We start from the raw sequence: 21,850 nt of genomic DNA, 5'->3' as shown, positions 1-21,850 counted from the left end.
GACTTCTCCTTCTCGCCGACCCGGCCTGACGGCGGCCCGGCGGCCAATGCGGTCGCGGCGGGCAAGCGCCCGCGCTCGTCGATGGCGCCGGTGATCGTGCTCGACCGGCAGGGGCGGCTGGTGGGGGCCGTAGGGTCGCCCGGCGGCCCCTCGATCCTGGCCTACAACGCCAAGGCGCTCATCGCCGTCCTGGACTGGGGCCTGCCGATGCAGGCGGCCATCGGCCTGCCCAATCTGGTGGCGCGCCGGGACGGCTTCGGCGCCGACACCGACCGCTTCTCGGAAGCCCTGCGTCAGGGGCTGGCCGAGCGGGGCGTGATCCTGAGCCCGAACGCCAGCGAGAACTCAGGCCTGCACGGCGGGATCTGGCGACGCGGCCCTGACGGCTGGGGCTGGGACGGCGGCGCGGACGATCGGCGCGAGGGCGTGGCGAGGACAGGGATTAGGGAATAGGGATGAGGGACTAGGGTTCAGGAACTGGAGCCAGATTGGCTGGCCGGAAGGCGGTTTGCCCCATTCGGACTGCGGCGGCTGTCCTCATCCCTAATCCCTCATACCTAATCCCTACTCGGGCTTGACCGACAGCTGGAACGCGATCAGCCCCTCGGAGACGTCGGTGTCGACGCCATGGCCGCCGCGCAGGCCTTCGGTCTCGATCTCGCGGTAGACGACGCTGAACGATCCCTGCACCGGGCCTCGTCGCATCGCCACGCCCAGCGAGGCGTCGCCGAGGAAGTTGCCGGAGTCGTGGCTGACGCCGGACCGGGCGAAGTCGCCGTCGCGGGTGCGGGCGAAGTTGTAGCCTACGGCGCGGCCCGAACCGGCGGCGTACAGATACCAGCGCGGCCGCTCGCCGAAGGCCTCGCCGCCGTCGGGCACCAGCCGTTCCAGATCGCGGCCGATGCGAATGGTGGCGCCGGCCTCGGTGCTGCCGCCGCGCGATCCGACGCCGAGGGCGACGTGCGGCGTCAGGGTGACGTCGAGGCCCGAAGCGGTCTGGCCCAGGCTCTCGGTCCAGCCCCGGCTGTAGATGAGGTCGTAGCGTTCGGGCTCGAGCGCGGCGCCGTCGCGGAGCGCCGGGGGCAGGGGCGAGCCGTCGGTCCGCCTCAGGCGGCCTTCGGTGCGCAGCTTCAGCCGGTCGTCGTAGCGGGGGTTGTCGAACCAGACCTCGCGGCTGCTGGCGGCCCACGCGGGGGAGCGCTCCGCCGAGGCGAGGTCGCTCCAGTCGCCGGAACGGTGAGCCGCGCTGTCGGCGCGCGCCTCGGCGTCGATGCGGGTCAGCAGGTCGGCGATCGTGGCCGGACGCTCGCGCGCCACGCGCCAGTCGTTCGAGATGGGCGTCTGAGCGGCGGCGGAATCGGCGGGGGACGCCAGGGCCGCACAGGCCATGGTCGCCAACACTCCGGCCAGGATCGCCGCCTCGCGCATAACGGTCCCTCCCGATCCGTTAACGGTCGCGACCCTGCACGATGCGGATGCGTTCGCCAACAGGCTTCGTCCGCTCGCAACGCCAGCTTGGCCGCAAATGTTCCGGGTCGGGCGGGGACGCGTCAGCCGCTTATTGGCAGGCGAGGCACTCGTCGTAGTCGGTCGGCGCCGCCGAGAAGAGGTCCGGCTGGTTCGGATCGATCTCGGCCTCGACCTTGTCGTCCGCGCCGGCGAAGGCCGCCCGCTGCACCGACTTGGAGCGGAGGTAGTAGAGCGACTTCACGCCCTTCTCCCAGGCCGACCAATGCAGCATGTGCAGGTCCCATTTGTTGACGTCGCCGGGGATGAACAGGTTGATCGACTGGGCCTGGCAGATTTCCGGGGCCCGGTCCGCCGACAGTTCGACGATCCAGCGCTGGTCCAACTCGAAAGCGGTCTTGAAGATCGCCTTCTCGTCGTCGCTCAGTCCGTCGAGGTGCTGCACCGAGCCTTCGTGCTCCAGGATCGAGGACCAGACCTCGGTGGTGTCGATGCCCTTCGCGCCCAGCAGGCGCTCGAGGTAGGGGTTCTTGACCGCGAACGAGCCCGACAGGGTCTTGTGGGTGTAGATGTTGGCCGGGATCGGTTCGATGCCGGCGCTCGTGCCGCCGCAGATGATCGAGATCGAGGCGGTCGGGGCGATGGCCATCTTGTGCGAGAACCGCTCCATCACGCCGCGCTCGGCGGCGTCCTCGCAGGCGCCCTTCTCTTCGGCCAGGACTCGGCTCGCCTTGTCGGCCTCGCGGCGCAGATGCTTGAACAGCCGCATGTTCCAAGACTTGGCCATGGCGGATTCAAAGGCGACGCCCTGCTGCTGCAGGAAGGAATGGAAGCCCATCAGGCCCAGACCCACCGAACGCTCGCGTTTCGCGGAATAGACAGCCGCGGCCATGGCCGGCGGGGCGCGCCGGATGAAGTCTTCCAGCACATTGTCGAGGAAGCGCATCACGTCCTCGACGAATTTCGGCTCCTCGCGCCACTCCAGGAACATCTCGGCGTTGACCGAGGACAGGCAGCAGACGGCGGTGCGGTCGACGCCGAGATGGTCCCGGCCGGTGTGCAGCATGATCTCGGCGCACAGGTTCGATTGTTTGACCGACAGGCCCAGTTCGCGCTGGTGGGGCGCCATTTGGCGGTTCACGGTGTCGGAGAAGATCAGATAAGGCTCGCCGGTCTGGAGGCGGATCTCGAGGATCTTCTGCCACAGGGCGCGGGCGTCGACGGTCTTCACCACCGCCTGATCCTTGGGCGACAGCAGGTCGAAGGTGCGCCCGTCGCGCACCGCCTCCATGAAGGCGTCGGAGATGTTGATGCCGTGGTGCAGGTTCAGGGACTTGCGATTGAAGTCGCCCGAGGGTTTGCGGATCTCGAGGAACTCCTCGATCTCCGGATGGTGCACGTCGAGGTAGACCGCGGCCGAGCCCCGGCGCAGGGAACCCTGCGAAATCGCCAGCGTCAGGGAGTCCATCACGCGGATGAAGGGGATGATGCCCGAGGTCTGGCCCGCGCCCTTGACCTTCTCGCCGATGGAGCGGACGCCGCCCCAATAGGTGCCGATGCCGCCGCCGTTCGAGGCCAGGGCGACGTTCTCGTTCCAAACCGACTGGATGCCGTCGAGGCTGTCGCTGACCGCGTTCAGGAAGCAGCTGATCGGCAGGCCGCGGTCGGCGCCGCCGTTCGACAGCACCGGCGTCGAGGGCATGAACCACAGCTTCGACATATAGTCATAGACGCGCTGGGCGTGGTCGGTGTCGTCGGCGTAGGCGGTGGCCACCCGCGCGAACATGTCCTGATAGCTCTCGCCCGGGAGCAGATAGCGGTCCTCCAGCGTTTTCTTGCCGAAGTCGGTCAGCAGGTCGTCTCGCGACCGGTCCAGCTGCAGCGACCGGACCACCGACAGATGGGGCCGGGGCGTCAGGTTCCCCGCCGCATCCCGCTGGAATTCCACTGTCTTCAACGCTTCGCCGCCGGCCATGATCGTCTTCGCCCTGAACTAGATCGGTTATACGTCTGGCGCCGAACCACATCATCTTGTGGCCCAGAGCTCCCCCACGCCCACATATGGGGCGCAGATGGCTAACGACCCGTCAACGGGCTTGACGATCACTTTCTGCCCGAATCGCTCTCAAGACCGGGGATGAGCCTGTGGACAGGCCGCGACGCGGGCGTACCGTCGCCCTGCGACAACCGATCACGAACGCGTGAGGGGAACAGTCCCGCAAGCGGGACCGTTAGCAGCCGATGACATCCTCAGACCTCAACCGTTTCGTCCGCCGCATGTACCGGCTCGCCCGGACAGAGATCGCTGCGCTGAGCGCCCTGTTCGTCATCGCCCTGGGCGTCCTCACCTTCGTCGAGGTCGCCGATGATATGACCGAGGCGGACGGCCAGGCCTTCGACCAGGCGGTGCTGACATGGATGCAACCCGTGGCCGGCGAGCCGCGGGGGCCGTGGTGGGCGCATGAGGCGGCGGCGGACCTGACGTCGCTTGGCGGCATCTCCGTCCTCGCGCTGTTCGCCGTCATCGCCTTCGCCTTCCTGTTGATCCAGCGGAAGCATCTCTCCGCCGCCCTGCTCGCGGTCGGGCTCGCGGGCGGCGTGGGACTCAGCGAGGGGTTGAAGTCCCTCTTTGGCCGTGAGCGCCCGCCGCAGGACTTTCAGGCCGTGGATACGCTGAACGCCAGCTTCCCGTCGGGCCACGCCCTGCTGGCGGCGGTTTTCTATCTCACCCTCGGCGTCATGCTGACCCGAGCCTTCCCCCGAACGCACCTGAAGGCCTTCGTGCTCGGCGCGGCGATGATCATCGCCCTGCTGATCGGCCTCACGCGCGTCTATCTCGGCGCTCACTGGGCGTCGGACGTGATCGCGGGCTGGAGCGTCGGCGCCGCCTGGGCCATGGTCCTGTGGCTGGTCGCCTATGCCGTCAGCCGGCGGCAGGCGACGCGCACCGCCGGCTTGCATGACGAGCCCGCGCCCGATACACCGCCCGCCGTCATCGGGGAGTAGTCGCCCGCATATCCCAGCGGGGCCCGCGTCAACACACTTCCTCTCGCCCGGAGAGGATGGCGCAGGCAGATCAGTGGCCTTACCGCCTCGCGCTCGACGCGAGGCTGCTTGAGAGCGGACCTCCTTGGTCCTCAAGCAGCGAGCGCCCGCGGCGCGAGCGTAGGATCCCTGACTTGGCAAGACCGCTGGCTTCGCAGGGTGCTTCCACGCGGGGGCCGGCTGCGAACGCCATTGGTCCGTCCGCCGAACCCCCGCGAATGAAGTTGCGTTGGAAGCGTTTCTAATATCGGCCGGTCTGGTCTCCGTGGCGGAGATCGGGGACAAGACCATGCTGCTGGCCATCATGCTGGCGGCGGCCTGGCGCCGGCCCCTGCCCATCATCCTCGGCATCTTCGTCGCCACCCTGGCCAATCACGGCTTCGCCGCCCTGGCCGGATCGGTGCTGGCCAGGTTCATGGACGGCGACTGGCTGCGCTGGACCGTCGGCGTCGCCTTCCTCGGTTTCGCCGTCTGGGCCCTGATCCCCGATCGGTTCGACGAGACGCCGGACGTGACGGAGAGAACCTTCACCGGGGTGTTCTGGACCACCACCGCCGCCTTCTTCCTCATCGAGATGGGCGACAAGACCCAGGTCGCCACCGCCGTGCTGGCGGCGCGTTTCGAGGCCCTGGCGGTGGTCGTGGCCGGTTCGACGCTCGGCATGATGCTGGTCAACGTGCCGGCGGTTCTCATCGGCGAGAACGCCGCGCGACGCCTGCCGCTGAAGTGGATCCGCATCGCCGCCGCCGCGGGTTTCGCCATCACCGGGGTTTGGGTCCTGCTCGCGGGCTGATAGAAGCCGCCCTCCCGCACCTCCCCCGAAAGCCGCCCGTGTCCATGCGTTTGTTTCTCCGGATCGCCGGCTTGCTGGTCATGACGGTGCTGCTGGCCCTGATGGTCGGCCCCTACCAGAACATCGAGGAAGCCAGCCGCGTCTGGGACAAGGCCGCGCATTTCGTCGCCTTCGGCCTGATGCTGTGGAGCCTCGGCGTGCTGTTCCGGCGCGTGCCGCGTGTCGCCCTCGCCGTCGTCGCGGTCGTGATCGGCGGGGCTGTGGAGGTCATTCAGGGGCAGGTCGGCCGCGACGCGAGCTGGGGCGATCTGCTGGCCGACACGCTGGGCGTCGCCGCCGCGCTGCTGGCGTGGGCGGTGTGGCGCGGCTTCCGCACGCGCGAGGAGCTTCAGACCTCGAAGACGCGGTAGGGCAGGTCGCCGAGGGTGCGCAGCACCGGCAGCGCCACGTTATAGACCGGCGTGCCCTTGTTGGTCCGACCCTCCGGCGCGCCGCGGTGGGCGTGGCCGTGCACCACCAGGCTGATGTTGTCGTAGCGGTCGATCGTCTCGGCCAGCCGAGACGAGCCGAGGAAGGCGTGGATTTCCGGCGGCTCGCCCATCACTGTGTCGACCACCGGCGAATAGTGCAGCAGCACCACCGAGCGCTCGGTGCGCAACATGCGGATCGAGTTCTCGATGCCGTTGGCGTCGTCGACCGCCTCCTGCACGAAGGCCTTGATCGAGGCCTCGCCGAACGGGCTCAGCATGTAGCGGCCGAAGCCTCCGATGAAGCCCTTTCCGCCGGCGAAGCCGACGCCCTCGATCTCGAAGGCCTGGCCGTTCAGCATCTTGACCCCGGCCTCGCACAGCAGGCGTGTGACCTCCTCGGGCTGGCCACACTCGTGTTCGTGGTTGCCCAGCACGCCCACCATGGGGATCTGGCAGCCGCGCAGGTCCTCCAGAAGGATCTCGACCTCGCGGGTCTTGCCGAAATTGACCAGGTCGCCGCACAGGCACAGCACGTCGGCGTCTTCGTGTACCCGATCGAACAGGGCCCTGTGCGGTCGGTCGTGGCCCTCGCCGACGTGCAGGTCGCCCACGGCCGCGACGCGCAGCTTCTTCTGAGGACCGGCCTCCATGCCCGGCTGCGGCGTCTGCGGATCGACCTCGCTCATGACGCCATCCCGGCGGCGCTCAACCCGCGCGCGCTTGAGGCTGGGGCGCAGCGCTCGTCCAGGCGCTCAAGCAGCGAGCCGCCACGCGGCGCGCGATAGCGCCCAACCTTACTGAATAGGCTCATGGCGCTCCTCCAGACCCTTGCCGACGATGTCGCCGAAGCCCCACTCCGAGATGTCCGAGATATAGTCCCGGGCGCTGAACAGCCGTCCGCGGCACACCTTCACGCGCGGCGCCGGCAGATCCACCTGGGCGCGCAGCCGCTCGGTCAGCTCGTGCATCAGCCAGGCCGGGATGTTGTCCCGCTCGGTCGGATAGGCGAACCGGAAGTTCAGCAGATGCGCCATCAGCACCTCCCAGTAGAGGTCCATCTGGTCCAGCAGGCTCTTCCAGTCGATGGCCGCCGACTGCTTCAGGATGATGTGGTTCACATCCGCGCCGTCGTAGCGATAGCGGTCCTGGATGAAGACCTTGGACAGGATCAGCGCCGTCGGCGAGGTGATCGTGACCTCGTGCCCATAGACCTCGATCGTGTCCGGTCCGAACCACGCGTCGTTGACGGCGATGGTGCCGTTCGACATGGCGAAGATCACGTCGAAGAAATGCTTCTCGTCCTTCCAGACCTTGGCGATCCAGCGTTCGTCCTCGACGTCGGTGCGATAGCCGCGCGCTTGGAAGAAGGCGAGGATGCGGGGGTAGTCGCCCGGCTTGCAGAACACGTCCAGATCCTTGGTCGGCCGGCGAATGCCCGTATAGGCCGTGACCGCATAGGTCCCCGACAGCAGGAACGGTATGCCGCTCTCCTTCAGCAGCCGCAGCGACTCCTCATAGAAGGCCACCGCCTCCTCGGGCGGATCGAAGCTCGGGTCGGCCACGGTGTCTGACATATCCGGCTCTCTCCATCCGCGGCCGGGTGCGGCGCGGGACGGAAAACGGCTGCGGTCGCGGGCGGGTTCCTGCGAGGGCGGTTGGTCGCAGGTGCGAGGGGGTCGTTTCCCACCACGGCTTGTCCCCAGCCGTGTCCCCAGCTCTGTGGCAGTGACACACCACATCTAGCGGTCCCGCAAAATGTGATCGCAACATAGCCGCATTTCAGCTTGGCGCCGCCGCCATCCCACCGCATGGTGAACCGACCCTCGGATTCGTCGCCAGAGTCCCAACCAGAGCCCTACCGATGAACGCGCACGTCTCGATCAAGCCCACGACCGCCGGCCTGCTGACCCCGTCGGCCGCCTACAAGCCGTTCCGCTATCCGTGGGCGTTCGACATGTGGAAGAAGCAGCAGCAGGTCCACTGGATGCCCGAAGAGGTGCCGCTGGGCGAGGACATGAAGGACTGGGCGGTCAATCTGACCGACAGCGAGCGCAACCTGCTGACCCAGATCTTCCGCTTCTTCACCCAGGCCGACATCGAGGTGCAGGACAACTACATGGAAAAATACGGTCGGGTGTTCAAACCGACCGAGGTCAAGATGATGCTGGCGTCCTTCGCCAACATGGAGACCATCCACATCGCGGCCTACGCCCTGCTGCTCGAAACCATCGGCATGCCCGAGAGCGAGTTCGCCGCCTTCCTCGAATACGAGGCCATGCGCGACAAGCATGACTTCATGGGCAAGTTCGGGGTCGAGACCAACGGCGACATCGCTCGGACGCTGGCCATGTTCGGCGGCTTCTCCGAGGGGCTGCAGTTGTTCGCCAGCTTCGCCATGCTGATGAACTTCCCGCGCCAGAACAAGATGAAGGGCATGGGCCAGATCGTCAGCTGGTCGGTGCGCGACGAGAGCCTGCACTGCGAAGGCATCATCAAGCTGTACCACGCCTTCAACAAGGAGACCGGCGCGGTCACGCCCCAGGTCGCCAATGACATCGTCGACTGCTGCAAGACGGTGGTCGAGATGGAGGACCGCTTCATCGACCTGGCCTTCGAGATGGGCCCGGTGAACGGCATGACGCCCGACGACATCAAACAGTACATCCGCTTCATCGCCGACTGGCGCCTGCGCCAGCTGCACCTGCCCGAGGTCTATGGCGTCAAGGAGAACCCGCTGCCCTGGCTGCAGTCGCTGCTGTCGGGCGTCGAACACGCCAACTTCTTCGAGGCCCGCGCCACCGAATACTCAAAGGCCGCCACCCAGGGCGCGTGGCACGGCGCCGACGGCGTCTGGGGCAGCTTCGACGCGATGATGAAGAAGCGGGCCGAGGGCGCGGAGGCCTGAGCCAACGTTGACCGTCTCCTCTCCATTCCTATGGGGAGGCCCCCGCCGTCATATCCCCGCGAACCACTCGTACCCTCGATCCTCCCAATACCCGCCCTTGCCGCCGCCGATGTGGGCGAAGCTTTCGACCGCCTCGATCCGCTTGATGTATTTGGCGTGCTTGTAGCCCAGCTGGCGCTCGACCCGCAGGCGCAGGGGCGCGCCGTAGGGCACCGGCAGGGTCTCGCCGTTCATGGCCCAGGCGAGGATCGTCTGGGGGTGGCGGGCGTCGATCAGGTCGATGCTCTCGTAATAGCGCTCGCCGTCCTCGCGCTGATCCAGGGCGTCGAAACAGTGGAAGACGATGTATCTGGCCTCGGGCTTCAGCCCCGCCTCGTCGAGCAGCGTTTCCAGCCGCACGCCGGTCCATTCGGCGATGGAGGTCCAGCCCTCGACGCAGTCGTGCTTGGTGATCTGGCTCTGCGCTGGGCGGGCGCGTAGCTCCGCCAGGCTGAGCGCCAGCGGCCGCTCCACCAGTCCGTCGACGATCAGCCGGTAGGTCGCGAACCCGTCCGATTTCAGCGCCACATAGTCCGTCGCCCCCGGGTCGACAGAGCCGTTGGCGCGGAAGTCCGGCGAGATCTCCGCCCGGCTGTAGGTCGGGGCCAGGGCGTTGGCGGGGATCAGCAGCCGCTGGGCCCGGCGGGTGAGGCCTTCGCCCATGCGCCGCGCCTGTTCCGCCAGACTGACGCCGGCGCGGTCGCAGGCCGACAGCAGGGCGGCGGCCGCCGTGGCCAGCGCTCCGGTCAGCCAGCGGCGGCGGTTCATGGCGCGTCTCCGGGTTCGGGGGGCGGCTTGCGGCGGAACTTCAGTCCGGCTGTCGAACCGGGCGGCTGGATCGTGAACCAGCCGGTGATCATCGCCCGCATGTTGTTCAGCGGCCCGGTCCAGATGACCAGCCCGACGTGGACGAGGATGAAGCCGACGATCAGGGCGGCGGAGATGAAATGCAGCGTCCGCGCCGACTGCCGCCCTCCCATCATCTCCAGCAGCAGACCGCCGACCGCGTTGAACCCGGGCGACATTGACAGGCCTGTCACCAGCATCAGCGGCAGCACGACAAGGATCATCGCCGCATAGGTCAGCTTCTGGATCACGTTATAGGCGCGGGCGTGATCGTCGGTCGGGAAGTGGAAGCGGGCGTGCTCGGCCACCGACGCGCCCAAACCCTTCAGCTCGCCGCCGGTCGGCAGCAGCCGCCTTCTGAACCGGCCCGTGATCAGGCTGAAGACCAGATAGATGAGGCCGTTGACGACGAAGATCCAGGCGAACAGGAAGTGATAGTTCCGCGCCTCCGCCAGGTTTCGCCCCTGCGGGATCAGCAGCCAGTTGGAGATGGGCGGGATGCTCAGCCATGGATCCGCGAAGGTCGAGCGCACGCCCCAATACAGGTAGGGGTGGGCCAGCAGGATGTTCAGCCCGCTCATGATCAGGACCACGACGGCGACGACGTTGAGCCAGTGGGTGATCCGGACGGCGGCCGGATGCCGCCAGGTGTCGACGCGGCCGCCGGGCAGGGGACGGTCCGCCTTTCGGTCGGCCTGGGGCGGGTCTATGGCGGCGTCGCTCATGATCCGTCCATCTACGGCCGTCCGACCTATTTCGGACGCGCCGGAACGACGCAGCCGCGGGGATTACGCTGGCAGGCCGCGACTTCCGCCTCCCACGCCGCGAGGTCGCGTTCATAGCGGACTCGGGCGGCCTCGGCGGCGGCCGCATCGGCCTCCCACTGCGCGCGCTCGGTCTCTAGCCGCGCCGTCTCCTCACGCCATTGGGCGCTCTGGCGCTCGAACTCCGCGGCGGCGGCGGCGTCCGCCCGGTCGGCGGCCTGGTTGCGGGCGGCGATCTCGGCGTTGAGCTTGATCGTCTGGGCCACTTCGGCGGGGTCCTGTTGGGAGTCGGGCGCCGCGCGGTAGGTCTCGCCGCGCAGGCGTAGCCATTCCTCCGAGCCGGGCGCCGGGGCGGACGTCGGAGGCGCGGCCTGAGCCGGCGCCTGCGGCGGAGTGGTCTGGGCCAGAACCGGCGCAGCCCCCAGCAGCAGGGCGGCGACGATGGTGAAACGGGTCATGGAGCGCTCCTCGACCGAACAGGCCTCTCGGCGAAGCTTCGCGCGTTCCCCGCTTTTCCGCCACCCATAAGTCGTTGCTCGTTCCGCTCAGTGCGGCAGGCGCAGTTCGAAGGTGGTCCCCGCGGGCCCCGTCTCCACCAGCGTCAGGGAGCCCCCGTGGCTGGCGGCCAGTTCCCGCGAGATGGCGAGCCCCAACCCGGCGCCGTCCGAGGCGCGGCCGCTGACGAACGGCTCGAACAGGTTTTCGGACAGGCGCGGCGGAATGCCGGGGCCGTCGTCGGCGACCCGGACGATGCAGAAGCCGTCCGCCCCGCTCGCGGTCACGCGCACGACGCCCCGCCGTCCCGTCCGGCGCGTGGCGTCCCCCTCGATCGCCTGCCGGGCGTTGCGCATCAGGTTGACGAGGATGCGGTGCAGCTGGTCGGGATCGGCCTGCACGGCGAAGCGCGCCGGGATGGTCTTCGCCAGCCGGACCCCGTCGGCAGCCAGGCCCGCGTCCTCGGCCGCCGTGGTCACCGCGGGGGCGAGGGCGATGCGCACCTTCTGCGGCGCCGGCTCCTCGCTCTTGCCGTACTCCAGCACGTTGCGGGACAGCGCCGCGGCCCGGCCCAGCGCCCGCTCCAGCCGCGGCAGCACCCGCGCCACCTCGGGATCAGGGGAGTCGGCCAGTCGCTCGGAGGCCATCTGGGCCGAGGTCAGCATGTTGCGCAGGTCGTGGTTGATCTTGGCCACGGCCTCGCCCAGCGCCACCAGACGCGCGCGGGAGCGCAGCGAGCCGCGCACCTCCTCCTGCATCCGCGCCAGCTCCCGCTCCACGCGGCCGATCTCGTCGTGACGGTCGCTGGGCGGATCGCCCTCGCTCTCCGGGTTCTCGGCGAAATGCTCGATCGAGCGGGTGACCCGCCGCAGCGGCTGCAGGACCAGAAAGGCCAGACCGCCGTACAGCAGGCCGCCCGCCACCACGGAGATCAGCAGCGACATCAACAGGCTGTTCAACAGGAAGGCCCGCAGCTCCAGCTTCAGCGGCTGGGCCGGGGCGAGGATCTCGATGAAGTCGCCCGAGCGGTAGCGCGGCCGCGCCTGCACCCGGATCGAGCGGTCGGGGTGGCCGAACAGGGTGCGCCAGGGATCGACGATACGAGCGATGGACCGGTCGCGGCGCAGGTCGATCAGGTCGGGCGCGCGCGGCAGGTTCGGCGCCTGCAGCAGCAGCCTGCGCACGCCTTGGTCGCCGACGACCACGGCCTGCACGCCGCCGATGGCCAGCAGCTGTTCCGCCGTCTCGTCCTCGACGGCGGAGTAGGGCAGGGCCTCGACGCCCACGGAGGCCAGTTCCGCCGACTGCAGCCGGTCCAGCAGCCACCGCTCGTGGAAACCGGCGGCGCTCGGCGCCACGATCAACACCTCGACCACGGCGGTGAACACGAAGGTCAGCAGCAGCAGCCGCCAGGCCAGGGCGTCCGGGGCGTGGAACCGCAGCCGCTCGCGCCAGTCCGCGGGCACGCGAAGGCCGCGCCGCACGTCGCTCAGCAGGGGCCGGAAGCGGGTCATCCGCCGGTCAACGCAAAGCTGGGGCCAAAAGCTGCGCCGTTCACGCCGGGGCCTTCCGTCCCAGCGCCCTCTGCAGCGCCTTGAGGCCGAAGGGCAACACCACCGCCAGCACGAACACGCCCGCCATTGGAGCCCAGAACTGGCCGAACAGGGCCTGGAAGTCGGGATCGGGATTGTCCGCCAGCAGCTGGTTCAGCCGCGCGCCGATCCAGCAGTAGATGATGTGGGCCGGCAGCAGGCCGATCACCGTCGCCAGCGCATAGGGCCCCAGCCGCACCGACATCAGCCCCGCCGCCACATTGATCATGTGGAACGGCACCACGACGGCGAGGCGCGAGGCCAGCACATACCAGAAGGTGTCGCGGTCGATGGCGTCGCAGACCTTCTGCATCAGCCCCTTGTCCCGCGCGGCCTCGTTGCGCAGCGCCTCGCCCAGCGCGGAGCGCGCCACCGCATAGACGATCAGGGCGCCGAGCGTGGCGGCGATCGCCGTCGCCACGCCGCCGACCCAGGGACCGAACAGATAGCCGGCGGTGATGGTGACGAAGAAGACGCCCGGCACCACGCTGGCGGTCAGCAGGGCGAACACCGCCATCAGGATCAGCAGGCACAGCAGGTAGTTGCGGTCCTTGAAGGCGTGGAAGTCGCCGCCGTGGTCGCGTATGGTGTCCAGCGACAGATAACGGTTCCAGCCCATGGCGAAGATCAGGGCGATGAGCCCCGCCAGCACCAGCAGCGGCAGGAAGCGTTTGAACCGGTCCATTGTCTCTCCGCGAGGGGCCGTCGGCGTTGACACATCCGGCCCTGCCGCTTATACGCCCGCCCTTCCCGCGACGGACGCCTTCCGCCGCACTTTTGATTTCAGTCCCAGGAGCCGACCGTGAAGCGGACCTATCAGCCGTCGCGACTCGTGCGCAAGCGCCGACACGGCTTCCGTTCGCGGATGGCCACCAAGAACGGACAGAAGATCGTCGCGCGCCGCCGCGCCAAGGGCCGCAAGCGCCTGACGGCCTAACTCTATTCCTCCCCATCGGGGGAGGGGGACCATGCGAAGCATGGTGGAGGGGGCCTGACCCTGACTCGGTGGATGCGGTTCGCCCCCTCCGCCGCTTCGCGGTCCCCCTCCCCCGATGGGGGAGGATTATGCAGCAGACATTCAGAATCGAACGCATGACTTCGCGGCCCCAGTTCCTGGCGGCCGCGAAGGGCGTTTCAGAGGCCCGCGGCGCGGTGGTCGTTCAGCGGCTGGAAAGACAGGACGGCGATCCGGTCGTCCGCCTGGGCTTCACCGCCACCCGCAAGGTCGGCGGCGCTGTCATCCGCAACCGCGCCAAGCGTCGCCTCAGGGAGGCCGCGCGGGCGCTGGCGCCCCTGCTGGCGGTCCCTGGCAGCGACTATGTCTTCGTCGCCCGGGCGGGCACGGCGGACCGTCCGTGGGACCGCTTGCTTGACGATGTGAAATCGGCGCTTACAAGGCTGGCGACCCCGCGGCCGGCGCCCAGAAGTGCGCCGAACACGCCCGCTTCCGCCGGCCAGGATTCCTGATCTCCATGCCTCCTCACGACAACAGCCGTAATACGATCCTCTTTGTCGTGATCGCCGGCCTCATGCTGCTGGCCTACAGCTATTTCGTGATGCAGCCGCAGGCCGCCGCCCGCCGCGCGGCGCAGCAGGCCGCCGCCGAGCGCACGACCGACGCTCCGGTCACCGCGCCCTCGCCCAGCGCCGCCATCTTCACCACGGACCGCACCGTCGCGCTCGGGGCCGGAGCGCGGGTGCCGATCCAGACCGACAAGCTGACCGGCTCCCTGTCGCTGACCGGCGCGCGGGTCGATGACCTGTTCCTGACCGACTATCAGGAGACGATCGAGGCCGGCTCGCCCGCCGTCGAGCTGTTCCGGCCGCAGGGCATGGAGCACGCCTTCTTCGCCCAGTTTGGCTGGAACGGCGCCAACATCCCCGGCGGCGTTCCCGGACCGAACACGCCATGGCGGCTGACGCAGGGCTCGACCCTGACCCCGACGACGCCCGTGGTGCTGACCTGGGACAACGGCGCCGGTCTGCGGTTCACGCGCCGGGTCGCCGTCGACAACCAGTATATGTTCACCGTGACCGACACGGTGGCGAACTTCAGCGCCCTGCCGATCACCATCGCCCCCTACGGCCGGGTCGAGCGTCAAGGCATCCCAGCCGACCTCGGCAAGAACCAGATCCTGCACGAGGGCGCGATCGGCACCTTCGGCGACAGCGACGGCTACGCCACCCAGCAGCTGAAGTACGGCGCCTGGGCCAAGAAGCCCGTACAGGAGCACGAATCGACCGGCGGCTGGCTGGGCATCACCGATAAATACTGGCTCGCGGCCATGATCCCCGCGCAGGACGAGCGCATCGACGCTGAGTTCCGGGTCCGCGACGTCAACGGCCTGAAGGTGCACGAGACCACCATGCAGGGGCAGGCGCACACCATCGCGCCCAACACCCAGATCACCGAGACCACCCGCCTGTTCGCCGGCGCCAAGCGCAACGAGATCCTCAGCGCTTACGAGAAGCAGCTGGGCCTGCCGCGCTTCATCTATGCGATCGACTGGGGCTTCCTGTTCTTCCTGACCCGCCCGATCTTCCTGCTGATCGAGTTCTTCTACGGCATCATGGGCAACTTCGGCCTGGCCATCCTCGGCCTGACCCTGACCGTGCGCCTGATCATGTTCCCGCTGGCCAACAAGAGCTACGAGAGCATGTCCAAGATGCGGACCCTCCAACCCAAGATGGAGGAGATCAAGAAGAAGCACCCCGACGATCCCGCCAAACAGCAGCAGGAGCTGATGGCGCTGTATCAGAAGGAGAAGATCAATCCGCTGGCGGGCTGTCTGCCGCTGCTGCTGCAGATCCCGGTCTTCTACGCCGTCTACAAGATGCTGTTCGTGACCATCGAGATGCGGCACGCGCCGTTCTTCGGCTGGATCCGCGACCTGTCGGCGCCCGACCCCTCGACCATCTGGAACCTGTTCGGCCTGATCCCCTGGGACCCTGCCACCGCCCCCCTGATCGGCAGCTTCCTGGGCGGCACCTTCGCGCTGAGCATCCTCGCCATCTTCTACGGCCTGACCATGTGGCTGCAGATGGCGATGAGCCCGCCGGCGCCCGACCCGATGCAGCGGCGCATCTTCCAGCTGATGCCGATCGTCTTCACCTTCATCATGGCCACCTTCCCCGCGGGCCTGTTGATCTACTGGGCCTGGTCCAACATCCTGACCATCTTCCAGCAGTATGTGATCATGCACCGGCTGAAGGCCGAGAACCCCATCGACACCTTCCTCGCCCGCTTCAAGAAAGCCTGAGGTTTCTTCGTCCGATCATCCCCGCGAAAGCGGGGACCCAGTTCTTTGGGCGATCCGGCCGCAACCGTGTATGCACCGCCGTTGTCCTGAAGCGCCGGCGCTCGAATGGACAGGACTGGCTCCCCGCTTTCGCGGGGATGAGCGGAAAATTTTGATGGACGATTTCACCCCCGAAGAGCTTGAGCAGGCGCGCATCCTGTTCGCGCGCCCGGCCACCTTCGTCATGGGCTGCGCCAAGATCGAGCAGCTGCCCGATCCCGACCTGCCCGAGGTCGCCTTCGCGGGCCGCTCGAACGTCGGCAAGTCCAGCCTGATCAACGGGCTGGTGGGCATGCACAAGCTGGCCCGCGCCTCCAACGAGCCGGGCCGCACGCGCGAGGTCAATTTCTTCGACCTCGACGGAAAGATGCGGCTGGTCGATCTGCCCGGCTACGGCTGGGCCAAGGCGTCCAAGGCGACGGTGAAGAAGTTCCAGGATCTCGGCCGCGACTACCTGCGGGGACGCGTGACGCTGAAGCGGGTCTATCTGCTGATCGACGCGCGCCATGGCCTCAAGAAGGTCGACGACGAGGCGCTCGACGCCCTCGACCTCGCCGCCGTCAGCTATCAGATCATCCTGACCAAGGCCGACAAGCTCAAGAAGGGCGAAGCCGAAAAGGTCCAGGCCGCCACCCTGAAGGCCATCTCCAAACGCGGCGCGGCCTATCCCGCCGTGATCGTCACCTCGGCCGAAAAGGGCGACGGCATGCCGGAACTCCGGGCCGAGATCATGCGGACGACGGGCGTCGAGCTGTAGGGCGGCTCTTCCGCCGGCGCGAAGCGGCGGCAGTTCCAGTCCCGTCTGGCAGTGCTGGTTCGTCACGAAGAACACGAAGGATTCACAAAGGACACAACGGGAGCGAAGCCGCCCCGGACCCCTTTGTGTTCTTCGTGCCCGCTTCGTGTTCTTTGTGACGAACCAACCTGACGAGGGGCCAAGCGGGATGTTTCCGGCTTCGCCAGGAAGCGGAGCGAGAGCACGATGCAGACCCGCCAGATCAAGACCGACGGCCTGAAACAGCAAATCCTCGAGGCGGGCTCCGGTCCGCTCGTCCTGCTGATTCACGGCTTCCCCGAACTGGGGATCAGCTGGCGCGCGCAGGTGCAGGCGCTGGCGGACGCCGGCTACCACGCCGTCGCGCCCGACATGCGCGGCTATGGCGGCACGGACAAGCCGGCGGCGCGCGACGCCTATTCGATCCTTCACCTCGTCGGCGACATGGTCGATCTGGTCCGGGCTCTGGGCGATACCGAGTGCGTGGTCGTCGGCCACGACTGGGGCGCGCCGGTGGCCTGGCACTGCGCCCTGACGCGGCCGGACCTGTTCCGCGCCGTGGTCGGCCTGTCGGTGCCGTTCCAGCCGCGCCGGCCCAAGGGCCCGCCGACGGCGGCCATGGCGGCGATTTCGAAGCGGCTGGGGCTGGGCGAGCTCTACATAAACCAGTTCCAGGCCGACGACGCCCATGCGGTGTTCGAGGCCGACGTGGCTGCGGGTCTGCGCAAGGGCTTCTACGCCTATGACGGCGCCACGCCGGAGGACCGCCAGTCGACCGGCTTCATTCCCGAGGGCGAGACCTTCATCTCCACCGTGCCCGACGACGCGCCGCTGCCGCCTTGGATGACGCCGGAGCATTTCGCCGAATACGTCGCGGCCTTCTCCGCCGGCGGCTTCCGCGGGCCGCTGGACTGGTACCGCAATCTCGACCGCAACTGGGCGCTGACGGCGCACCTGCAAGACGCCCGCATCCGCGTTCCCGCCGCCTTCGTCGTCGGCGAGCGTGATCCGGTCCGCCACTACGCCGGCCAGCACGAGGCGGGGCTGAAGGACTGGCTGACCGACCTGCGGATGAAGGTGGTTGTCCCCGGCGCGGGCCACTGGATCCAGCAGGAGCGGGCGGACGCGGTGAACGGGCTGCTCATCCAGTTCCTCAGCGAGCTCTGATCTTCCCTTGTCGTCATCCCGGCGAAGGCCGGACAGGGCGGCGCCGAAGGCGATCTTTTCACGCGCACGGCTTGCGTCGGCGCTCCCGACAGGTTCGCGCTCGCGCGCGCCGCCTGGTCCCCGCTTTCGCCGGGATGACGACAGTTAGAGCTAGAGCCCCTCCGCCGCCGCCGCCGTGACCTCAAGGCTGCGCACGCGCGCGTCGAGGTCATGGATCATGCCGGTGACCATGACCTCGTCCACGCCGGTCAGGGCGATGAACTCCGCCAGCTTCGCCCGCACCCGCTCCGGTCCCCCTATGGCGGCGTAGGTCAGGCGGCTGTTCACGGCGGCCAGCTGACGCGCGTCCAGCACCGAGGCGATGTCGTCGACCGGCGGCTTCAGCCGGCCCGGCTTGCCGGTCACCACGGCGGCGAACGCCTGTTGCATCGAGGTCGACAGCCGCTGCGCCTCGGCGTCGCTGTCGGCGGCGAAGACGTTGATCGCGGCCACGGCGTAGGGCCGATCCAGCGTCTTCGACGCCCGGAACCCGGCGCGATAGCTCTGCAGCGCCTGCAGCAGCAGCTCGGGCGCGAAATGGCTGGCGAAGGCGAACGGCAGGCCCAGGTGAGCGGCCAGTTCCGCGCTGAACAGGCTCGAACCCAACAGCCAGATGGGCGTCTTCGATCCCGCCCCCGGCCATGCCGTGACCCGCTGGCCCTCGACCGGATCGTCGAGAAAGGCCTGCAGCTCCATCACGTCGCGCGGGAACTGGTCGGCGGCTTCGAAATAGCGGCGCAGCGCCCGCGCGGTCTCTCCATCCGTTCCGGGTGCGCGGCCGAGACCAAGGTCGATCCGGCCGGGATACAGCGCCTCCAGCGTGCCGAACTGTTCGGCGACCACCAGCGGCGCGTGGTTGGGCAGCATGATGCCGCCCGAGCCGACGCGGATGCGCCGCGTCGCTCCCGCGATCTGACCGATGACCACGGCCGTCGCCGCGCTGGCGATGCCCGGCATGTTGTGGTGCTCGGCGACCCAGAAGCGGGTGAACCCCAGCCGGTCGGCGGCCTGGGCGAAGGCCGTGGTCTCCAGCAACCCTCGCCGGGCGTCGCCGCCTTCCACGATGGGCGACAGGTCGAGCACGGAGAAAGCGGTCATGTCCCGCTAGATCGGGTCGACGGGCGGGGATGCAAGGCCGACCGGTTGGCGAGCAGGGGCGCACACCGTAAGCTCCGCCGATAATCGGGGGACCGACATGACCATTCTCGCCGCCTTCAGCGCCGCCGCCGTCGCCATCGCCGCGCCCGTCCAAACCGCCGCGCCGGCGGCCGATCTGGGCGGCGTGTGGGAGGGGCGGATCAGCGTGGGAGGCCAGTCGATCCGCATCGTCTTCCGGGTCGACGCGACCGGAAACGCCGTGATGGACAGCCCGGACCAGGGCGCGCGGAACATCGCCGTCGATCCTCCGACCGTCGAAGGCGGCGTCGTCCGCTTCGTCGTGCCGGTCCTGCAGGGCCGCTTCGAGGGGACGCGGTCCGAGGACGGTCAGACCCTGACCGGCGCCCTGTCGCAGGGCGGCGTGACCCTGCCGCTGGTCCTGACCCGCACGGCCGCCACGGCGACCCTGGCCGCGCGACCCCAGACCCCCGTTCCCCCCTTCCCCTATCGCAGCGAAGAAGTCGCCTTCGACAACCCCGCCGCGCCGGGCGTGCGGCTGGCCGGAACCCTGACGCTTCCCGAAGGCCCGGGCCCATTCCCCGCCGCCATCCTCATCTCCGGCACGGGTCCGCAGGACCGCGACGAGACCATCGAGGGGCACAAGGCCTTCGCCGTCTGGGCCGACGCCCTGACGCGGCGCGGGATCGCCGTGCTCCGCCATGACGACCGCGGCGTCGCGGCTTCGACCGGAAACTACGGCGCCGCGACCCAGCGAGATTTCGCCTCGGACGTGAAGGCCGCCGTCGAGTGGCTGGCGGCTCGCCCCGATATCGACCGGGCCCGCATCGGCCTGATCGGCCACAGCGAAGGCGGCGTGTTCGCGCCGCTCGCCATTCAGGATGGGGCTCGCGCGGCCTGGGTAGTGACCTTGGCAGGGCCGGCCGTACGCGGCGGAGATATCGTGCAGGAGCAGCAGCGCCGCTTCGCTGTCGCGGCCGGCCTGCCGCCCGAAGAGGTCGAACGGAGCAACACCGATCAGCGCCGCATCATGGCCGCCGTGGTGGCCAACGCTGGCGATCCGGAGGCGCTCAGGCGCGAGGTCGCACCCCTGCTGGTCTCGATGGGCCGCTCGCCGCAAGAGGCGGCCTCCATCGCGACCGTTATGTCGAGCGACTGGTATCGGGGCATGGCCGCCTTCGATCCCGCCGACGCGCTCCGCGCCATCACTGTGCCGATGCTCGCGGTGTATGGAGCCAAGGACCTCCAGGTCCCGGCGGACCAGAACGCCCCGGTCCTGTCGCGACTGAAGCCGGACGCCGAGGTGGTGGTCCTGCCCGGCCTGAACCACCTGTTCCAGCCAGCCCAGACGGGACTGATTTCGGAATATGGGCAGATCGAGACCACCCTCGATCCGTCGGTGATCCGGACGGTGGTCGACTGGGTCGCGGCGCGTTCAGGCCTTTAAGGACCGGCGACGCCCGCACCTCGCCCGAGCCGACAGAGGTCCCGCTCAGGGATAGTTGACGACCGGGTCCGGCGCCGGCTCGGGCGTCGACGGCACGTCGGGCAGGGGGATGAACTCCAGATCGTCCTCGCTAGGCAGGGTCATCCGGCCCGCCTTCCAGTCAGCCTTGGCCTGATCGATCCGCTCCTGCCGCGAGTGGACGAAATTCCACCAGATGATGCGCGGCCCCACCGGCTCGCCGCCCAGCACCATGACCGACGAAGGCTGCAGCGCCTTCACGGTGGGCTCGGCGTTGGGCTCCAGCACGACCATCTGGCCCGCGTGGAAGAGGCGGTCGCCGACCTCGATCTCGCCTTTGGCCACATACAGCGCCCGCTCCGTATAACCGCCCGAACCGACGAAGCTCTTGCCCGGAGGCGGCGCCGTGCGGAGGCCTTCGGCCAGCTCCCAGTGGACATAGAACAGCGGCGACGAGGTCTGCACCGCGGCCTTGGCCCCATAGGCCTCGCCGGCCACCAGCCGCGCGAACATCCCGTTGTTGTCATAGGCCGGCTGCCCGTCTTCGCCGTGATGATAAAAGGCCGGATCCGCCTCCTCGGCTTCGTCGGGCAGGGCGATCCAGGCCTGCATCCCGTGCATCGGCCCGCCCTGCGTCTTCTTCAGAGGGTCGGTGCGTTCGGAGTGGACCACGCCCTTACCGGCCGTCATCCAGTTGACCTCGCCGGGGCGGATGGCCTGGGTCGCGCCGGTGTTGTCCCGGTGCATGATCTCGCCCTCGAACAGATAGGTCAGGGTCGACAGGCCGATGTGCGGATGCGGCCGCACGTTGATCGCCTCCGACCCCGGCGCGAACTCCGCCGGCCCCATCTGATCCAGAAAGATGAACGGCCCGACCATCCGCCGGGCATGGAAGGGCAGCACCCGCCCCACCTCGAACCCGCCCAGATCCTTGCGCCGGGCGTCGATCACCATCTCGATCATGGTCGTGTTCCTCCGCGGCACGCCGCCGCGCCGGCGACTATCCGACGTGAGGCGTCACGATGCCAAGGGGCAGGGTCGTCACATTCTTCACGCCGCGCGTGACGATGTGGCTCTCGCAGTCGGAGACGATGCCGAGGCTCAGCAGCTTGTGGCGCAGGAACTGGTCGAAGGCGTGCATGTCCGAGGTGATGATCCGCAGCACATAGTCCTCGCGGCCGGTGATGGTCGCGCACTGCACCACCTCGGGCCACTGGCCCACGGCGGCCTCGAAGGCGTCGAGGTTCTCGGTCGAGGGCAGGCTCAGCTTGACGATGGCGTAGACTTCGAAGTCCAGGCCCAGTTTTGTGGCGTCCAGCAGCGTCACCCGCTTGCGGATGTAGCCGGTGTCCTCCAGTCTCTTGATCCGGCGCCAGCATGGCGAGGCTGACAGGCCGACCCGGTCCGCCACCTCGGCCACCGACAATCCGGCGTCCTGCTGCAGGATGTCCAGAATGCGGGCGTCGACGGGATCCAGATCGTCAGCCAAGGCGTTTCTCCTGATCTTGGTCTGACGCAATAAAATACCTCCGATTGGCACAGTGCAAGGTCAAATTCAGGCGAGCCTTGCCTC

Annotated in this window: 23 protein-coding genes and 1 riboswitch; of the genes, 11 read left to right on the top strand and 12 right to left on the bottom strand. The window is 68.4% G+C overall.

All coding sequences use genetic code 11. The features are described from left to right. Nucleotides 1-453, top strand: a 453-nt coding sequence (locus VGB60_RS02010; protein ID WP_331036611.1) for a gamma-glutamyltransferase, incomplete at its 5' end; no start/stop codon positions are given. Between the two features lie 111 nt (nucleotides 454-564). Here VGB60_RS02010 and VGB60_RS02005 read toward each other — a convergent pair. Continuing rightward, entirely contained in the window at nucleotides 565-1,428 is an 864-nt protein-coding gene (locus tag VGB60_RS02005; protein WP_331036610.1) for a lipid A-modifier LpxR family protein, read from the bottom strand. 130 nt (nucleotides 1,429-1,558) lie between these two features. Next, nucleotides 1,559-3,442 (bottom strand): ribonucleoside-diphosphate reductase subunit alpha, encoded by a 1,884-nt coding sequence (locus tag VGB60_RS02000; RefSeq protein WP_331036609.1) that lies wholly within the window; start codon nucleotides 3,440-3,442, stop codon nucleotides 1,559-1,561. Between the two features lie 266 nt (nucleotides 3,443-3,708). Here VGB60_RS02000 and VGB60_RS01995 point away from each other — a divergent pair, with 266 nt between their 5' ends. From VGB60_RS01995 to VGB60_RS01985, 3 genes are all read left to right on the top strand, one after another. Next, a complete protein-coding gene (locus VGB60_RS01995) occupies nucleotides 3,709-4,473 on the top strand; it encodes a phosphatase PAP2 family protein (protein WP_331036608.1) in 765 nt (254 codons plus the stop codon). Beyond that, a riboswitch (yybP-ykoY riboswitch) is annotated at nucleotides 4,453-4,605 on the top strand. It overlaps the preceding gene by 21 nt. Nucleotides 4,606-4,741: 136 nt before the next feature. Then, nucleotides 4,742-5,305, top strand: a complete 564-nt coding sequence (locus VGB60_RS01990) for a TMEM165/GDT1 family protein (RefSeq protein ID WP_331036607.1) — start codon at nucleotides 4,742-4,744, stop codon at nucleotides 5,303-5,305. A gap of 44 nt (nucleotides 5,306-5,349) precedes the next feature. Continuing rightward, entirely contained in the window at nucleotides 5,350-5,715 is a 366-nt protein-coding gene (locus tag VGB60_RS01985) for a VanZ family protein (RefSeq protein WP_331036606.1), read from the top strand. Here VGB60_RS01985 and VGB60_RS01980 read toward each other — a convergent pair. Together VGB60_RS01980 and VGB60_RS01975 are read right to left on the bottom strand one after the other, a co-directional pair. Then, nucleotides 5,694-6,461 (bottom strand): metallophosphoesterase family protein, encoded by a 768-nt coding sequence (locus VGB60_RS01980; RefSeq protein ID WP_331036605.1) that lies wholly within the window; start codon nucleotides 6,459-6,461, stop codon nucleotides 5,694-5,696. The genes VGB60_RS01985 and VGB60_RS01980 overlap by 22 nt on opposite strands. 108 nt (nucleotides 6,462-6,569) lie before the next feature. Further along, complete coding sequence (locus VGB60_RS01975) at nucleotides 6,570-7,349, bottom strand: hypothetical protein (protein WP_331036604.1); 780 nt, start codon at nucleotides 7,347-7,349, stop codon at nucleotides 6,570-6,572. A 287-nt stretch (nucleotides 7,350-7,636) separates the two neighbouring features. Between VGB60_RS01975 and VGB60_RS01970 the strand changes: the two genes are divergently transcribed. Then, entirely contained in the window at nucleotides 7,637-8,680 is a 1,044-nt protein-coding gene (locus tag VGB60_RS01970; RefSeq protein WP_331036603.1) for a ribonucleotide-diphosphate reductase subunit beta, read from the top strand. A 48-nt stretch (nucleotides 8,681-8,728) separates the two neighbouring features. Here the strand turns inward: VGB60_RS01970 and VGB60_RS01965 are convergent, their stop codons facing one another. From VGB60_RS01965 to VGB60_RS01945, 5 genes are all read right to left on the bottom strand, one after another. Beyond that, nucleotides 8,729-9,487 carry a molybdopterin-dependent oxidoreductase gene (locus VGB60_RS01965; protein ID WP_331036602.1) on the bottom strand — a complete coding sequence of 253 codons (759 nt, stop codon included), beginning with the start codon at nucleotides 9,485-9,487 and terminating at the stop codon, nucleotides 8,729-8,731. Further along, entirely contained in the window at nucleotides 9,484-10,290 is an 807-nt protein-coding gene (locus VGB60_RS01960; protein WP_331036601.1) for a cytochrome b/b6 domain-containing protein, read from the bottom strand. The genes VGB60_RS01965 and VGB60_RS01960 overlap by 4 nt, the downstream gene beginning before the upstream one ends. A 26-nt stretch (nucleotides 10,291-10,316) precedes the next feature. Continuing rightward, nucleotides 10,317-10,787: a cell wall hydrolase gene (locus tag VGB60_RS01955; protein WP_331036600.1), complete on the bottom strand. Its 471-nt coding sequence runs from the start codon at nucleotides 10,785-10,787 to the stop codon at nucleotides 10,317-10,319. Between the two features lie 87 nt (nucleotides 10,788-10,874). Next, nucleotides 10,875-12,338, bottom strand: coding sequence for a HAMP domain-containing sensor histidine kinase (locus VGB60_RS01950; RefSeq protein ID WP_331036599.1), 1,464 nt, complete (start codon nucleotides 12,336-12,338; stop codon nucleotides 10,875-10,877). 40 nt (nucleotides 12,339-12,378) lie between these two features. After that, complete coding sequence (locus VGB60_RS01945; protein ID WP_331036598.1) at nucleotides 12,379-13,101, bottom strand: TVP38/TMEM64 family protein; 723 nt, start codon at nucleotides 13,099-13,101, stop codon at nucleotides 12,379-12,381. Nucleotides 13,102-13,218: 117 nt separating this feature from the next. Between VGB60_RS01945 and rpmH the strand changes: the two genes are divergently transcribed. The 5 genes from rpmH (at nucleotide 13,219) to VGB60_RS01920 (ending at nucleotide 17,657) form a co-directional block, all read left to right on the top strand. Further along, nucleotides 13,219-13,353, top strand: a complete 135-nt coding sequence (gene rpmH / locus VGB60_RS01940; protein WP_003164000.1) for a 50S ribosomal protein L34 — start codon at nucleotides 13,219-13,221, stop codon at nucleotides 13,351-13,353. 128 nt (nucleotides 13,354-13,481) lie between these two features. After that, on the top strand, nucleotides 13,482-13,883 hold the full coding sequence (gene rnpA / locus VGB60_RS01935; protein WP_331036597.1) for a ribonuclease P protein component: 402 nt from the start codon (nucleotides 13,482-13,484) through the stop codon (nucleotides 13,881-13,883). A 5-nt stretch (nucleotides 13,884-13,888) separates the two neighbouring features. Then, a complete protein-coding gene (yidC, locus tag VGB60_RS01930) occupies nucleotides 13,889-15,676 on the top strand; it encodes a membrane protein insertase YidC (protein ID WP_331036596.1) in 1,788 nt (595 codons plus the stop codon). 154 nt (nucleotides 15,677-15,830) lie between these two features. Further along, the gene (gene yihA, locus VGB60_RS01925; RefSeq protein WP_331036595.1) at nucleotides 15,831-16,472 is read left to right on the top strand and encodes a ribosome biogenesis GTP-binding protein YihA/YsxC; all 642 of its coding nucleotides are present in this window, start codon (nucleotides 15,831-15,833) and stop codon (nucleotides 16,470-16,472) included. Nucleotides 16,473-16,697: 225 nt separating this feature from the next. Next, nucleotides 16,698-17,657, top strand: coding sequence for an alpha/beta hydrolase (locus VGB60_RS01920; protein WP_331036594.1), 960 nt, complete (start codon nucleotides 16,698-16,700; stop codon nucleotides 17,655-17,657). 150 nt (nucleotides 17,658-17,807) lie between these two features. On the opposite strand, the gene VGB60_RS01915 is transcribed toward VGB60_RS01920, so the two are convergent. After that, the gene (locus VGB60_RS01915; RefSeq protein WP_331036593.1) at nucleotides 17,808-18,794 is read right to left on the bottom strand and encodes an LLM class flavin-dependent oxidoreductase; all 987 of its coding nucleotides are present in this window, start codon (nucleotides 18,792-18,794) and stop codon (nucleotides 17,808-17,810) included. A gap of 97 nt (nucleotides 18,795-18,891) precedes the next feature. Here VGB60_RS01915 and VGB60_RS01910 point away from each other — a divergent pair, with 97 nt between their 5' ends. Next, the gene (locus VGB60_RS01910; RefSeq protein WP_331036592.1) at nucleotides 18,892-20,259 is read left to right on the top strand and encodes an alpha/beta hydrolase; all 1,368 of its coding nucleotides are present in this window, start codon (nucleotides 18,892-18,894) and stop codon (nucleotides 20,257-20,259) included. Between the two features lie 45 nt (nucleotides 20,260-20,304). On the opposite strand, the gene VGB60_RS01905 is transcribed toward VGB60_RS01910, so the two are convergent. Beyond that, nucleotides 20,305-21,240 (bottom strand): pirin family protein, encoded by a 936-nt coding sequence (locus VGB60_RS01905; protein ID WP_331036591.1) that lies wholly within the window; start codon nucleotides 21,238-21,240, stop codon nucleotides 20,305-20,307. Between the two features lie 37 nt (nucleotides 21,241-21,277). Then, nucleotides 21,278-21,766 carry an Lrp/AsnC family transcriptional regulator gene (locus VGB60_RS01900; RefSeq protein WP_331036590.1) on the bottom strand — a complete coding sequence of 163 codons (489 nt, stop codon included), beginning with the start codon at nucleotides 21,764-21,766 and terminating at the stop codon, nucleotides 21,278-21,280. Nucleotides 21,767-21,850: the final 84 nt, after the last annotated feature.

Source organism: Brevundimonas sp. (assembly GCF_036399195.1).
Taxonomy (GTDB): domain Bacteria; phylum Pseudomonadota; class Alphaproteobacteria; order Caulobacterales; family Caulobacteraceae; genus Brevundimonas.
Note: the sequence above shows the minus strand (reverse complement) of the source record. Positions and strands in the feature narration are given on the sequence as shown.